16 protein-coding genes are annotated in these 14902 nt (G+C 38.0%); 6 read left to right on the top strand and 10 right to left on the bottom strand.

The features are described from left to right. Positions 1-116 precede the first annotated feature (116 nt). Positions 117-614: a GNAT family N-acetyltransferase gene (locus LGQ02_RS03590; protein ID WP_226516866.1), complete on the bottom strand. Its 498-nt coding sequence runs from the start codon at positions 612-614 to the stop codon at positions 117-119. 337 nt (positions 615-951) lie between these two features. On the opposite strand from LGQ02_RS03590, the gene LGQ02_RS03585 reads away from it, so the two are divergent. Further along, a complete protein-coding gene (locus tag LGQ02_RS03585) occupies positions 952-1692 on the top strand; it encodes a glycerophosphodiester phosphodiesterase (RefSeq protein WP_226516865.1) in 741 nt (246 codons plus the stop codon). A 97-nt stretch (positions 1693-1789) separates the two neighbouring features. Here LGQ02_RS03585 and LGQ02_RS03580 read toward each other — a convergent pair whose 3' ends face one another. Beyond that, positions 1790-2368 (bottom strand): GNAT family N-acetyltransferase, encoded by a 579-nt coding sequence (locus LGQ02_RS03580; RefSeq protein WP_319003511.1) that lies wholly within the window; start codon positions 2366-2368, stop codon positions 1790-1792. 93 nt (positions 2369-2461) lie between these two features. Next, the gene (locus tag LGQ02_RS03575; RefSeq protein WP_226516864.1) at positions 2462-2932 is read right to left on the bottom strand and encodes a GNAT family N-acetyltransferase; all 471 of its coding nucleotides are present in this window, start codon (positions 2930-2932) and stop codon (positions 2462-2464) included. Positions 2933-3095: 163 nt separating this feature from the next. Between LGQ02_RS03575 and cax the strand changes: the two genes are divergently transcribed. Beyond that, positions 3096-4148 (top strand): calcium/proton exchanger, encoded by a 1053-nt coding sequence (gene cax / locus LGQ02_RS03570; RefSeq protein ID WP_226516863.1) that lies wholly within the window; start codon positions 3096-3098, stop codon positions 4146-4148. Between the two features lie 147 nt (positions 4149-4295). Here cax and LGQ02_RS03565 read toward each other — a convergent pair whose 3' ends face one another. From LGQ02_RS03565 to LGQ02_RS03555, 3 genes are all read right to left on the bottom strand, one after another. Beyond that, positions 4296-4979, bottom strand: a complete 684-nt coding sequence (locus tag LGQ02_RS03565; RefSeq protein ID WP_226516862.1) for a Dph6-related ATP pyrophosphatase — start codon at positions 4977-4979, stop codon at positions 4296-4298. 168 nt (positions 4980-5147) lie between these two features. After that, entirely contained in the window at positions 5148-5522 is a 375-nt protein-coding gene (locus LGQ02_RS03560) for a hypothetical protein (protein WP_226516861.1), read from the bottom strand. Positions 5523-5759: 237 nt separating this feature from the next. Next, entirely contained in the window at positions 5760-6098 is a 339-nt protein-coding gene (locus LGQ02_RS03555) for a nuclear transport factor 2 family protein (RefSeq protein WP_226518207.1), read from the bottom strand. Positions 6099-6565: 467 nt separating this feature from the next. Here LGQ02_RS03555 and LGQ02_RS03550 point away from each other — a divergent pair, with 467 nt between their 5' ends. The 4 genes from LGQ02_RS03550 to LGQ02_RS03535 all read left to right on the top strand — a co-directional run bounded on the left by LGQ02_RS03550 (position 6566) and on the right by LGQ02_RS03535 (position 11067). Then, complete coding sequence (locus LGQ02_RS03550; protein ID WP_226516860.1) at positions 6566-7372, top strand: FCD domain-containing protein; 807 nt, start codon at positions 6566-6568, stop codon at positions 7370-7372. 76 nt (positions 7373-7448) lie between these two features. Then, the gene (locus tag LGQ02_RS03545) at positions 7449-8999 is read left to right on the top strand and encodes a Na+/H+ antiporter NhaC family protein (RefSeq protein ID WP_226516859.1); all 1551 of its coding nucleotides are present in this window, start codon (positions 7449-7451) and stop codon (positions 8997-8999) included. A gap of 37 nt (positions 9000-9036) precedes the next feature. Beyond that, positions 9037-10464 carry an amidohydrolase family protein gene (locus LGQ02_RS03540; protein ID WP_226516858.1) on the top strand — a complete coding sequence of 476 codons (1428 nt, stop codon included), beginning with the start codon at positions 9037-9039 and terminating at the stop codon, positions 10462-10464. 297 nt (positions 10465-10761) lie between these two features. Beyond that, positions 10762-11067, top strand: coding sequence for a hypothetical protein (locus tag LGQ02_RS03535; protein WP_226516857.1), 306 nt, complete (start codon positions 10762-10764; stop codon positions 11065-11067). Positions 11068-11112: 45 nt separating this feature from the next. Here the strand turns inward: LGQ02_RS03535 and LGQ02_RS03530 are convergent, their stop codons facing one another. From LGQ02_RS03530 to LGQ02_RS03515, 4 genes are all read right to left on the bottom strand, one after another. Further along, positions 11113-11961: an SDR family oxidoreductase gene (locus tag LGQ02_RS03530; RefSeq protein WP_226516856.1), complete on the bottom strand. Its 849-nt coding sequence runs from the start codon at positions 11959-11961 to the stop codon at positions 11113-11115. A gap of 17 nt (positions 11962-11978) precedes the next feature. Next, positions 11979-13049 carry a mannonate dehydratase gene (uxuA, locus tag LGQ02_RS03525; RefSeq protein ID WP_226516855.1) on the bottom strand — a complete coding sequence of 357 codons (1071 nt, stop codon included), beginning with the start codon at positions 13047-13049 and terminating at the stop codon, positions 11979-11981. A 119-nt stretch (positions 13050-13168) separates the two neighbouring features. Then, positions 13169-13801, bottom strand: a complete 633-nt coding sequence (locus LGQ02_RS03520) for a bifunctional 2-keto-4-hydroxyglutarate aldolase/2-keto-3-deoxy-6-phosphogluconate aldolase (protein ID WP_226516854.1) — start codon at positions 13799-13801, stop codon at positions 13169-13171. A gap of 68 nt (positions 13802-13869) precedes the next feature. Beyond that, positions 13870-14889, bottom strand: a complete 1020-nt coding sequence (locus tag LGQ02_RS03515; RefSeq protein WP_226516853.1) for a zinc-binding alcohol dehydrogenase family protein — start codon at positions 14887-14889, stop codon at positions 13870-13872. Positions 14890-14902 lie beyond the last annotated feature (13 nt).

The following is a 14902-nucleotide window of genomic DNA, read 5'->3' as shown; positions in this document are numbered from 1 at the left end:
ACTTATATACCAAAACTTTTGTATCATTACGTAAGACACGATCAATTAGCAATAAAAAAAGAGCTTAGAATCATTCCTAAACTCATTTTTATCATAATATTTGGATATTTATTATATTATAAAAATAATACCATCCAATCTTCATCAAGATATGTACCGCCAACATGAAGAGCCTCTTTATCTACTCCGTAAGTTACAAAACCAATAGATTCATATAGTTTTTTCGCAGGAGTATTATCAGTAACAACCGTTAAATAGATTTGTCTGAGACCGTTTAACTCTTTAGCTTTTTCAATAGCTGCTTTCATGACCTTTCTCCCAATACCTTTCCCCCTAACTTCAGGAGTTACGTACATAGCAACAATGTTTGCGCGATGATTCATTTTTTGTTTTGTATCCCTCACAAGGGTAACAACACCAACTAACCTCTCGTGATAAAATGCTCCATAGGTAAATGAACTGTCTGATTGAAGCCGTTTTTTATAAAAGGCAACGGAATTCTCTTTTTCTTCTTCATAACCAGATGCAAATGACTCGGGATTTGTTCGTAAGGCTTCGAGTCTAAGAGCTCGGTATGCTTCAGCATCAATCGCTTCCATCAATCGTACTTCCATGATATTCCTCCTAAATTTATTTTTCCTTATAATAATGGATAATGATCATTTAGTACAACATGAAATGTGTAATTCATCGAAGCAGTTAATGACAAAACAAAAGTGGATTCACCACGCCTACTTCCAAGATCATGATCCGATGGCTCTCGAGCGACTTGGCGAAACAGAACAAACGACCTTGTTTTAACATTTTTAACCAAGTGCCTGGAACCTGGATAATACTTTCCAGGTCCCGGGCACTTTATTTTATTTTTGTAAATATAATTGATTGTGATGCAATTCTTTACATGAGAGAATTATTGCGACATACATATTCTTTTGAGGTGATCAAATTATTATGAATAGACAGACAAAGATCTTCGCTCATCGTGGCTCTTCTAGTACACACCCTGAAAATACAATGGAAGCTTTTCAAGCTGCCCTTCAATACGGCGCTGATGGCATTGAACTCGATGTTCAACTGACTAAAGACGGTGTTCCTGTTGTTATTCATGATGAAAAGGTAGACCGAACGACGAACGGGAATGGCTGGGTGAAAGATTTAACCTACAATGAACTAAAACAGTTGGATGCGGGGAGCTGGTTCGACCCTAGTTTTTCACATACAAAAATCCCTCGTTTAGAAGACGTACTTAACTGGCTTGTACAAACGCCACTACTTTTGAACATTGAACTCAAAAACGGATTCATTCGTTATCCTGAAATCGAAAAAAAGGTTCTAGATTTGGTTCATCGATACAACATGCAAAATCGAGTGATTTTTTCTTCATTTAACCATTACAGCTTAGTGGATCTTCGCAAACAAAATCGACATATCGAAATCGCTATACTTTTTATGGAAGGTCTTTATGAACCTTGGAATTATGCGAAAACAGTTGGTGCAAATGCCCTACATTGTTATTACCCTGTTGCCGTTCCTGAGTTGATTGCAGGATCTTCCCAAGCCGGTATGCCTGTTAGACCTTTTACTATCAATGATGAGGGCCTAATAGCTACTTTTATTCAAAGAGGCTGTAATGCGATTATGACTGACTTTCCAGAAAAAGCCGTTCATATTCGAAAAAAAATACAAAGCTAAGCTTCTAAAATGTCTTTGTGAAAAAAATAACAAGGTGCCAGGCACATGGAAATTAACTTCCATGTGCCTGGCACCACGTGAAACTTTCACATTTAAATTAAGATTCGTTTTTGTAAAGCATGTCTACGTGTGGGATGCCGTCTTCTAAATAAACGTCTGATACTTGTTTGAAGCCAAATGCTGCGTAGTAATGCTTAATGTAATCTTGTGCTGAAAGTTTGATTGCCGTTTCATGCAATTCGTTGACAAGTAAGTCCATCGTTTGCTGCATCAATTCGTTTCCAAGACCTTTTCCACGGTACTCCTTTTTTACAATGACACGTCCGATCGCAGCTTCAGGATACGTTGTCCCCTTTGGCAGAATCCGGGCATATGCAGTTACTTCACCATCTTGTTCATTAAAAATATGATATGCTACTTGGTCATTGCCGTCGATTTCAGGGTATGGGCATTCTTGTTCAACAACGAAAATATTGACGCGTTCTTTTAAAATTTCATACAGTTCTGCAGCTGTTAAGTCATCGAATTTCTTTATGTTCCAAGCCATGTGTGATCGTCCCTTCATGTTAGCGTTATTTATTTGTGTATTTTTTGGCCGTATCCACCTTTGTTCACCTTTACGAAGAGAGATTCCTATATCTTTTACGACTTTAATCGTTAACTCTTCGCACTCCATTTTTTGAAAACTCCATTGTTTACTCGCCACACTCTAGTTTTTCTTACAACATTCTCAACTTGCTTATAACTTCCCCACTGACAACCACTTTCTCTATTTCATTTCTGCTTTCTTTTTATCAGGGACTCTATACAGCATATATACATGTTCGATCCCTTCATCAAGGAAGATGTCTGAGGTGATTTCGAATTCATATGAAGCATATAAATCTTTTATGTAATACTCGGCCTGGAGTTTTATTTCAGACTCTCCCAATTCATTCAACAAGAACTTCATACCGCGCTCCATAATTTCTTTAGCATATCCTTTGCCCCGCTGATCTGCTTTAACGATAATCCTGCCAATTGATGCCTCTTGATAAATCGTTCCGCTTGGCATGAGCCTAGCATATGCAACAACTTCATCTCCCTCTTTTAAAAATAAGTGATATGAAGCTGGATCATGTCCATCGATTTCCATATATGCACAGTCTTGTTCAACTACAAAAACCGCCATTCTTTCTTTTATAATTTCGTGCCATTCTAGATTCGTTAATTCTTCAAATGATTTAATTTCCCACGTCATACTACTCTCCTCCATTTCATTGCTATTCTATTAGTTTACGTGAACCTGACATTTTCTTCAAAGGACTCGCTCCAAATACAATCGGTTCTTAAGACGATCCGTATGATTTTTCCAAAAAAGAATAGGCTAAAGATGGAAACGCTAAAAAGAAAGGTTGGCAACTATGAACAGAATTTTCTTTGGGCTCGTCTTGATCGGGGTCCCTCTTTCATTAATCGGTACGATCATGGCATGGTCCCCGACGATGATGTTCGGAGTATACAGTGTGACAATCCTAGCGCTTGCTTCATACATTGGAAGAGCAACCGACAGTTTGTCAGTGATTGCTGGACCTAGAATCGGTGGATTACTCAGTGTGACGTTTGGTAATGCAGTTGAGCTGACGATATCAGTTTTTGCTTTAGCTTCTGGTTACTTAAATATTGTCCTTGCTTCACTAACTGGTGCTGTTATTAGTAACTTGCTGCTCGTTGCTGGTACTTCTTTTTTTATCGGTGGATTGAAGTTCAAGCGCCAAAAGTTCAATGTTTATAATGCCCGCCATAACACAGGTCTTCTCATGTTTTCTGTTGTTGTATCATTTGTTTTTCCGTTTATTTTTGCTGAAAGCATTAGTGATACTGAAATCCTCGTATTAAGTACTGGGATTGCCATTATTATGCTCGTGCTTTATTTTGCAGCTTTATTTTTCCATCTTGTCACTCATAGAGGGGTATATGCACAAAAAGGGGATGAGCCTGCTGAAGAGGAAGAGCCGGAATGGCCGAAAGGAAAATCGATTGCCATATTAGCTGCTGCCGCATTAGCTGTAGCACTCGTTAGTGATCAGCTCGTCGATACATTTGAAAGTGTCGCAGAATCGTTTGGATGGAGTGAAGTATTTATTGGGGTCATTATCGTTGCCATTATCGGTAACTTTGCTGAAAACATAACTGCAATTTACATGGCACTGAAAAACAAAATTAATGTCTCTGTCGAAATTGCGTTAGGGTCGACCTTGCAAATTGCGATGTTTGTAACACCTATATTAGTGTTGCTCTCGTATTTCTTTCCGACTCCAATGCCACTGATTTTCTCAACAGAAGCATTAATTTCAATGATCTTGAGTGTATTCTTATCAATTATGATCATCAACGACGGTGATACAAACTGGTTTGAAGGCTTAACCTTATTACTCGCCTATGTCATCATCGCAATCGGCTTTTACTTTATTTAACAAGCGCCAGGAACCTGGTGAATCATTTCCAGGTGCTTGGCATTTTCATTAAGATCTCCTGTGTGCAGCCAATCGTCTTCTGAAATTCCCATCCCAGCTTTTTTAGCCACAAAAAACTTAGGATATCTTCCTAAGTTTAAATAGGTTCTATTTAATTAAATCTGTATAGCAAAAACGGTCTTTCCCCGTCATTACATCAGGAGTTACTTTTTTCTCACCAGTTGCAAAGTCTATTTTTTTGTTAAAAATCGGGCCATCAAAAACGAATGAGTGATACTCACCAAACTCTCCACACGGGTCGACGTCCCTTGGTAATTTCTCAACAAAATCGTGATCAATCACCATTCCAGAAAACGCTTCATGTAACTTATTTAAATCAACACACGTAATGATTGTTTTATACCCTTGCGATACAAAACGTTCCAATACCTCTGACGTACTTTCACCCCAAAGCGGAAAAACAGGAACAACCCCTGTATCCTTTAACATCTCTTCGCGATACTTTCGAATATCTTCTAAAAATAAATCACCATAAGCAATATGATTGATTCCATCCGCTTTAATTTTCTTAATCGCTTCAGTCATGATTTCATTATATTGTTCATTGGAGCAATCTTGTGGGATGTGTACTTTTCTTAACGGCAAGCCGATTGACTCCGCCTGCTCCACTACTAGTTCCTCTCGCACACCATGTATACTCATTCTATTATAACCACTAGTGACCGTCACAAATAATGAATCTACTTCGTATTCATCGGACTGTAGTAGGTCATGTAGTGCTAATGTTGAATCTTTTCCACTAAATGAAACGACAATTTTTTTCTTTGACACTTTTGTCCTCCCTAATAAAACGTTTGCTAGCATCGTAACATAACATACATAGGTTGAGGGAAACTTAATGAATTTTTTTAGGTAAAATAGTGTATTGGGATAAACTATAAGAAGAAAAAATAGGAGAAGGGGTTTAACGATTTCATCTCTTTCTATAAAATAAAAATGTTAAAACCCGAGAAGGTTTTTGAAACGATAAATATCAGTTTTGTTTTTCCAAGTTTCATCTTTTAATACGTCAACATTTGCTTTCATATCGGCAAACTTCGCCTTTATTTCACCAAACTCTTTTGCATAATCTACTTTCATACCATCTAGCTCTGCTTTCAGTTGCTCTTGTCCTGTCTTCAGTGCAGAAAGCATTTGACCATGCTCTTTCAATGTTTCACTATGGTTGTGTAAGATTTGCGAATGCTCGTCCAACTTTTGAGTATGACTTTCGAGAATCTCACTATGCTTTTCAAGAATTTCAGTGTGCCCGCATAATGTTTCTTGAATTTGACCGAGTGCTGAAAGAATTTGTTTTTCTACTTTTTGTTCCAAATAACTCCCTCCTCTATTTTTGATATGAAATATTATAACAAGTTCTAGAGGAGAGAAAAAGCTAAAGAAATCTCGCCGATTGGCAATCCTTAAGGCGAAGATGCACTTATACTATCTACATTAAAATTTTTACTACGTCGAGATTACTTCTTCGCAAAAATTTTATAAGTTTGATAGTGGAACATAAAGTGAAACTTTTACCACGGCAGGGAACATGTGTCCCCTTAAGGCAATTCTTTATCTCACAAACCAAACGTTTTTAATTTTATCGCCTTCGACTTCATACATCGCGATCGCATATACTTCTTGTCCATTTGCTCGACCTGTTACGTGTTCATGGTCAAACACGATTTTCCCTTTAGACATGCGCGAAAGTAACGCAGCATGCTGGTTCGGATTCTCTTTAAAAAGCTTTCCATATCGTTCTCTCATTTCTGCAAGCCCTGAAAACTTCAACTCATTCGATGGAAAATCAAACACTTGTACATCTTCAGCGTAAACATCAATAAACGCATCAATATCCCCGTTGTTATATGCATCTAATTGTTTTTGTGCTAGTTCTTCTGCTTTATTCATCACATTCCAACCTCCTATATCTTATACCTCACTTTCATTTTATTGTATCTATTCTTATTCCTCAATTCATTTTCACTAATGAATCAATTTCATAACTCAAAATATGATGCGAAATTCCGAATGGTGAGTGAGAACTTCACTTCAGACGGACGCTTTCCCGAGGGCTTGTCTTCAGCTAACTTAGGCTTAACAACTCTTCGCCTAAGTGGATCTTCAGACTGCGCTGATCCTCCGGGAGTCGCCGTCTTTTGTTACGTTCACTTCCAAATATTACGTACATTTAATGAAGTATTTATAATATCATTCGTTTCACTGCGCAAAAAACGTAATTATGAAATTCATTCTAGTAAAATAATTGATTTTTAATAATTTTCAATTAATTAAAGGAATTTATGTCTCACTATCGAATAATAATTACATATAGCTCCTCATTGATGAGGAGGTGGCTAAAATAGGAGATGGCTAATATGAAAAAACGAATGAATAAAAGTGTTAGTGTTCAACAAATAGATGAATATCACTTCTTCTCAACTAAGGGGGAGCTAACTGAATACCTTTTACTTAAAAAGATGGCTGAATCTGAAACTCCGCTCGGATCTTGGGTTTTAAAGGCAATGCTTGAAGAAAACGGTTTAGACGTGAGTATTGCCACCGTCGGAAGAATATTGAAGGCTCTAGATGCAAAAAAACATAGCAAACTTATTGATAATCAAGGAAGAATTCTAACAGAAAAAGGAGAACATCACGTTACAAATTTAACTGAAGAAGTGGAACGAATGATGCTACACAATCATTTAATGAAGGCTTCAAAACCACAAGATTTAGCCGAGCTTCACGACTTAGTTTTAGCTAGAAAAACGATTGAATGTGAAACAGCAAGACTAGCAGCAATAAGAGCAGAGCCTCACCATCTCGATGCACTATATCAGTCTATCCATCAACACGAACATGATGTCTCCAATAAAAAAGATCCAAATCCTATCGCCTGTGACTTTCATGAGAAAGTAGCTGAAGCTTCAAAAAATCGTTTTTTAATTGCTTCATTAAATATTCTCATATACGAGGAGATAAAACTGGAGGCAAAAATTTCTGATTTAGTTACTAGAGAACGAGGCGAAGAGTACGGGAATCACCATCAACTAATCGCAGATGCGATTAAAAATAAAGATCCCGAGCTTGCCGTAAAACAAATGAATATTCATATGGACACGCTAATACGTGCCATTGAAGAACAAAGTATTGATGAGACATTTTTTAAAGGTGGTGATTCATAAAGGACATAGATGAAAACATTGCTCTGTCAGTCTTGCCGCACCATAAACTTTCATTAATTAAAGGAGTGAAGTGGAAATGGAATATGGGTTTTTAGCACTTATCCCACCTTTGTTAGCTATTATTATTGCCTTAAAAACAAAACAGACACTCGTCTCATTATTTGCAGGTGTATGGATCGGAGCAACAATTATTTATAACTGGAATCCTCTTGTCGGCTTTGTCAGTACAATTTCAGATTTTATTATTCCTTCCATTGCTGATTCTTGGAATGCAGGGCTTCTCATTCTTGTTACTTTAGCCGGAGGTTTTGTGCATATTTTAAAAGTTTCAGGTGCAGCACAAGCATTTGCTCAAGCTGCGACTAAGAGAATCAATACGAGAAAACGAGCTCAAACAACAACTTGGGCAAGTGCTTTTGCATTCTCTTATACGGAACCAGTTCTTATTTTAGGTACAATTATGCGCCCAATCACAGACAGATTGAAAGTATCTCGTGTAAAACTTGCATACATTCTCGACTCTATGGGAGCTTCCTTAGCAGCGATGTCTCCAATAAGCAGCTATGGTCCATTTATTACAGGGTTAATTGGTACCCAGCTAGTAGCCATTGGATTATCGGATAATCCTTGGGGATTATTCTTAGCAATGATTCCTTATAACTTATATGGAATTTTTGCAATGATTACAGTTTTATTTGTCGTCCGCACCGGCTTAGATATCGGCCCGATGTATTATGCTGAAAAGCGCGCTGTAGAAACAGGTGAACTTGTCGGAAAAGATGATAAACCGTTAATGGTCGACCAAGATGATGAACTTCCTGAAAACTATAATCTAACGATGAAGAACTTTTTAGTTCCAATGGGGCTACTCTTTGTAACGATTTTCGGCGTAATTTTTTGGTCAGGTGATATCATCGCAAATGGGTTTAGAGACTCATTTATAGAAGGAAATATTGTCCTTGCCATCTCTACCGGCTTTGTCGTTGGTTCTATCGGTGCCATTTTTGTTTCTATCACAACTGGTTTGCATAATTTCAAAGATTCAGTCGATGAATGGACAAAAGGAATTAAAAACCTTATCATTGTACCAATGATTCTTGTCCTAGCTTGGTCAATTGGTGGAGTAGCAAATGAGATGGGACTAGGTGCATATTTATCGCAAATCGCTGACAGTTATTTGCATGCTGGAATTATCCCTGCAATCATTTTTGCACTCGGTGCGATCATTGCCTTCTCGACAGGAAGTTCATGGGGTGTTTTTGCCATTATGATGCCAATTGCCATTCCGATGGCAGATGCACTTGGAGTTCCGCTTCCATTAGTCATCGGTGCCGTCATTAGTGGTGGATTATTTGGAGATCACTGTTCACCAATTTCAGATACTACGATCCTCGCTTCAACAGGGGCAGCTTGTGACCATATTGAACACGTGAATACACAGCTTCCTTATGCTCTTACTGTTGGAGGAGCTGCATTTCTTGGGTTTCTTGTAGGAGGCTTCACAGGCGTTCCATGGATCGGAATAATTACTACAACGGTCGCGATTGTTATCGCCCTTTATCTATTAAACAAGTATGTCAAACGCAGAGTTGATGATTCGAAGGTCGACAATAATTTAAGTGTATAAATTATAAACTTTAATAGAATCATAGGAGTTGATCAAAGTGAAAGTAGACATGATTATTAAAAACGCATTTGTGATGACAATGGAAGGAAAAGGCGTCGGAATGATTGAAGATGGTGCCGTCGCTGTAAAAGGAAACTTAATTGAGGCGGTTGGAAAAACAGACGAAATTGTAAGCCAATATTCATGCGAAGAAATGGTTGATGCAAAAAATAAGCTCGTCATGCCAGGCTTTATTGATGCCCATATGCATACAGGGCTTGCAATCGTTCGCGGAGTTGCCCAAGATATGCAAAACTGGATGCAAGAAGGGCTTTGGCCATTTATGAAGCATGTAACGAAAGAGGATAATGTTAAAGGTTCCATGCTAAACATTGTTGAAGGAATTAAGGCTGGAACAACAACCTTTGGAGATTACGATGCGAATATGAACGATATCGTTCATAACTATATCAAAACTGGAGCACGCGCTCGCGTAACAGAGCTCGTTAATGAAATCCCAGATGATATCGGTGATATCCCTGTCGGCGAATTATACCCTTTCTACTCGTCGATCGGTGAGAAAAAACTGCAAAATAACCTTCGACTTTTCGAAGACTATCATGAAACAGAAAACGGACGTATTACATGTATGTTTGGTCCCCACGGTCCAGATATGATGAGCCTGGAGCTTATGAAAGAAATGCAAAACTTAGCAGAGAAATATGACACAAAACTTCATATGCATGTTGCTCAAGGGGATCGTGAAATTGATCAATTGGAAAAACGCTACGGGAAGAGAACAATTCCATTTTTAGATGAAATCGGCTACTTAAACAACCGCCTTTTAGCTGTTCACTTAACTGAAGCAACGAAGGAAGAAACAGAAATAGTGGCCAACCGTGGAGCAGCAATGATCAACTGTTCAGGAAGTATCGGAATCATTGACGGCATCGTTCCACCCATTGCAGAATTTCTTGAAGCTGGCGGAACTGCTGCCCTTGGGTCAGACCAAGCTCCAGGAAACAACTGCAATAATATGTTTAACGAAATGAAGTTTGTTTCTATTTTAAATAAAGCAAAGCGTCAAAACCCTGCAACTTTCCCTGCAACACTTGCAGTTAGACTTGCAACAATCGAAGGCGCCAAAGCTGTCGGACTCGATCATGAAGTTGGGTCGTTAAAGGCTGGGAAAAAAGCAGATATGATTTTTATCGACTTGGAAGAACCAACGATGTCGCCAGTGATTACCTCACCGATTCGTAACATCGTTCCTAACCTCGTCTATTCCGCTAAAGGTAACGAAGTTGAATCTGTTATGGTCGATGGAAAATTCATTATGAAAGACCGTACGTTACTAAATGTTGATGAAAAAGCGATTGTCAAAGATGCTCAACAAGCTGCAACAGCAATTAGTAAGAGAGCGAATGATGATATCTTAAAATCAAACAGTCCACTTTTAACGATGATGGAAAATGATGAATTATAATCATATTGAAATGGACAAAAAAATCGAATGAACATGTTGTGAGGCAGACTATACCACGATTCGGTGAGTCTGCCTTTTTGTTGAAATGAATGCATTTTAATAAAATATAGGATGAAGTAACAAGGGTATTCTGAATGAAATATCCATAATTATTGTCTAATATTCTACTGTTTTTTCACAGTAGAAGCATTATTTGGATATTTATGTTAACATAAGTTTGTTAAAAGGCATGTATTTAACGTTTTGCAGCATGAAGAACAATAGGAGTGTTACTACGTTATTAAAAAGGGGTTAGATATGGAGTTTTTATTCAGTACATTATTACCACAATTATCAAATGTTTTCTCATTTATACTTATCGTACTTCTGATGGTAGGTACATATATTAGTTGGAAAAAATCATTTAAAGAAGGGATTTTCTTTTTCTTACTTATATTTATCCATGAAATTTTCATGCACTTAAGTAAAAACTTTTTATTCTATTATGAATTGCCTACTCTCGTACATTTTATCTCTAAATTCATATTGTTATTGTCTTTTATTATTTTAGTTATAGGTATGATTCGCTGGAATAATGAAGATGGTAGCAAGGTTGAAACCTAAAACGAAAAGAGCGACCAACGTTTATCGAATTGGTCGCTCTTTATACTATACACCCGAATAAGACATGAAGCCTCCGTCAACTGGAACTGTAATTCCTGTCACAAATCCTGACATATTTTCGTCAACAAGCCATAGTAAAGTTCCTAATAAATCTTCTGGCTTCCCAAACCGTCTCATTGGTGTGTGCGAAATGATTTTATTTGATCGGTCTGTAAGTGACCCATCTTCATTTAATAGCAAGTTACGGTTTTGTTCTGTTAAAAAGAATCCAGGTGCGATCGCATTCACTCTTACACCTGATTCAGCCATATGTACAGCTAACCATTGCGTAAAGTTATCAATGGCAGCCTTGGCAGAGCTGTATGCGGGAACCTTTGTCATTGGTGAAGGTGCGCTCATTGAAGACACATTAATGATTACTGTACCTTGTTTCTTTACCATCTTTTTCAGGAAAACTTGTGTCGGATTTACTGTTCCTAAAATATTTAAATGAAAGACGTGCTGAAAGCCTTCATCGCTCATATCAAAGAACGTGTTAATTTCATCGTCATCTAGGTCTTCCATTTGGAACGTTTCTTTCGTAGTCGTTCCCTCTGGATGGTTTCCCCCAGCTCCATTAATTAAAATATCACATACACCGAACTGTTCTGTTACTTTCTTCTCAGCGTCTATTAAACTTTTTTTATCTAAAACATCACAAGCAATTGCAAGAGCTTCTCCACCAGCGTCAATAATGTCCTTTTCAACCACTTTCCCTTTTTCCTCTGTACGATTTAAAATCGCAACTTTAACACCTTGTCTCCCTAACTCTCTTGCCATCGTACCACATAAAACACCACTACCACCTGTGATAACTGCGACTTTCCCTTTTAAGTTCTCATTGATCGGTAACAACGGTCACACCTCCACTCTTATTTTTCTTTCTTTTGTCGCTCTAGCGTATCCCAAATCCCCCATAAATACATAATGCCAAGAGCACGATCGTACAATCCATATCCAGGTCTGCACTCTTCTCCCCAAATATGACGCCCATGGTCAGGCCTTGCATATCCTGTAAATTCAGATTCATGATACGCTTTGACAATGTCATAAATATCTACGGATCCATCCTGCGTACGATGAGAGGTTTCTATAAAGTCACCATTATCATAGATTCGTACATTTCGAATATGAGCAAAATGAATACGATCTGAAAAAGAACGGACCATATCTGCAACATCATTTTCACGGTTCGAACCAAGCGAGCCACTACATAATGTGAGGCCGTTATATGGGTTATCAACTAGCTTTAAAAACCTCTCTATGTTTTCTTTATTAATCATAATTCTAGGTAAACCGAAAATTGGCCATGGTGGATCATCTGGATGAATCGCCATTTTTATATCATGTTGTTCTGCAACCGGTATAATTTCTTCTAAAAAGTATGATAAGTTGCTCCATAAATCTTCTGTTGTAACATTCTTGTACGCTTCAAATAGTTCCGTCAGATCAGCAAGCCTTTCTGGTTCCCAACCTGGCATTGTTCTTGTAGAGTCTTCAGCAATTGTTTTCACTAAATCTAAAGGGTCAATGTCATGAATTTTTGATCCTTCATAAAAAAGTGCAGTTGAACCATCCTCTAGCTTTTTTGCCAGATCTGTTCTCAACCAATCAAATACAGGCATGAAATTATAACAAATAACTTTAACCCCTACTTTTGAAAGCTTTTCAATCGTTCTTTTATAATTTTCAATATAACGATCTCTTGTAGGAAGACCTAGTTTAATATCTTCATGAACATTGACACTTTCAACGACATCGATATTTAACCCATAAGCCTCAGCCTGTTCTTTGACTTGATTGATTTTATCCATTGGCCACTCTTCCCCAGCAGGCATATCATGCAAAGCCCAAACGATTCCTTCCGCACCAGGAATTTGCTTAATTTGATCAAGCGAGACATGGTCATTGTTGTCACCAAACCAGCGAAATACCATTCTCATTTTGAATCTCCCCTGTCTTATACGTGGTTTGTTCACCACTTTTGCGGTTTGTTCACCACTTCTGCGATTTGTTCACCACTTCTCAGATTCACTTATGACTTTCGCAATTTCAAGCTTACTTATTGAGACAGTTTTTCGATATATTTTTTTGCAGCTGATACAATACCTTCAGCACCCTCTGCCTTCAACGCTTTGTTCCAGTCACTGCCTACTCCTACTGCGGCTGCACCGTTCTCTAACCATTCATGGACGTTCTCGAGATTTACGCCACCTGTTGGCATCACTTCAACGGTTGGTAATGGTCCTTTAATCGCCTTAATAATAGATGGTGAGAAGTTGTTACCTGGGAATAGTTTAATTAAAGCCACACCGTACTCTGTCGCTTCTTTGATTTCTTTAATCGTCATGCAACCTGGAATGTATGGGATTTGATATCGATTACACATTTTAGCGGCACCCTTATCAAAACAAGGGGATACAACGTACTCAGCACCATTTAAAATCGCTATACGAGCTGTTTCTGCATCTAAGACACTTCCAGCCCCGATGACAACTTCTTCTTTATATTTTTCTTTTAATTCACTCATTAATTGAGCAGCATTTGGTGTTGTAAATGTCACTTCGATCGATTTCACTCCGCCTTCAATACAATGTTCAGCAATCGTTTTTGCCTCGTCATATGTATCACCTCGCACAACGGCTGTTAATTTTTCCTCAGTAAGTTTTTGTAATGTTTGAAAGCTTTGAAACATCAATAATTCCTCCTTTTAGGTTTACAATGTAATTTGGCCTAACACGTATGTTGTGTTAGGCACTTTGATTATTCAAAAACAATTGCAGCTTTACGGACTTCATTAGGGTGTTCTTCAATAAACTGCATCGCTTCTTTTATTTGGTCGACTGAAAACGTATGCGTAATCATGTCATCAACCTTTAATTCACCTTCATTTAGCAGTTTAACCACCTCTGCAAACTGATTCGTTTGCAGTCGAGAGCCAACGATCGTTAATTCCTTTTTCGTGATCGGAAGCTGTGAAATTTGTGAAGGCTGCTGGTCAAAGCCTAAAACGACAACTCGTCCTGCGATTGATGCAACATCAACACTTAATTCAAAAGTTTGCGGCAGACAAACAGCATCAATGACAACATTCGCCCCTTCACCAGAAGTTAATCTCATCACTTCTTCTGCTACATTTTTTTCACGAGCATTGATGACTGCATCAGCTCCGCATTGCTTTGCAAATTGTAATCGTTCTTCACTTAAATCAGAGATAAAACAAGTTGCACCATGAAGTTTTGCGATTTTCAAGCAGCAAATTCCAATAGGTCCTGTACCTTGAATGAAAACCGTGTCACCTTTTTGCACTTGTCCTCGCCAATTCGCTTGTGCGCCAATAGTAAAGGGCTCTACAAGAACAGATGCTTCAAACGGTATATCTTCATTTACCTTATGAAGGTTCCCCTCAGGAACAACAATATATTCTTGCATACCGCCATCTCTGTGTACACCGTACACTTCTAACTTTTTACAAACATTTGCTCTACCAGATCTGCATGCATAACAGTTTCCGCACGTATCGATCGGCTCTAAAACAACTTTATCTTTAGGATGTAATGTTGTTACATTCGTCCCTATTTCGATAACTTCCCCTGTTACTTCATGTCCAATAATTCGAGGATAGGTTGCTAACGGGTTTGTGCCATGATAAATGTGCATATCCGAACCACAAATCCCTACCATTTTTACTTTTATGAGAACGTCATTTTCGTTTTTGATAATCGGCATTTCTTTTTCGATTATTTCGATTGATCCTGCTTCTTTTACATAAACGACTTTCATGAGTTCTCCCCCT

Origin of the sequence: Bacillus shivajii, from assembly GCF_020519665.1 — a bacterium.
Lineage (GTDB): Bacteria > Bacillota > Bacilli > Bacillales > Salisediminibacteriaceae > Bacillus_CA > Bacillus_CA shivajii.
Note: the sequence above shows the minus strand (reverse complement) of the source record. Positions and strands in the feature narration are given on the sequence as shown.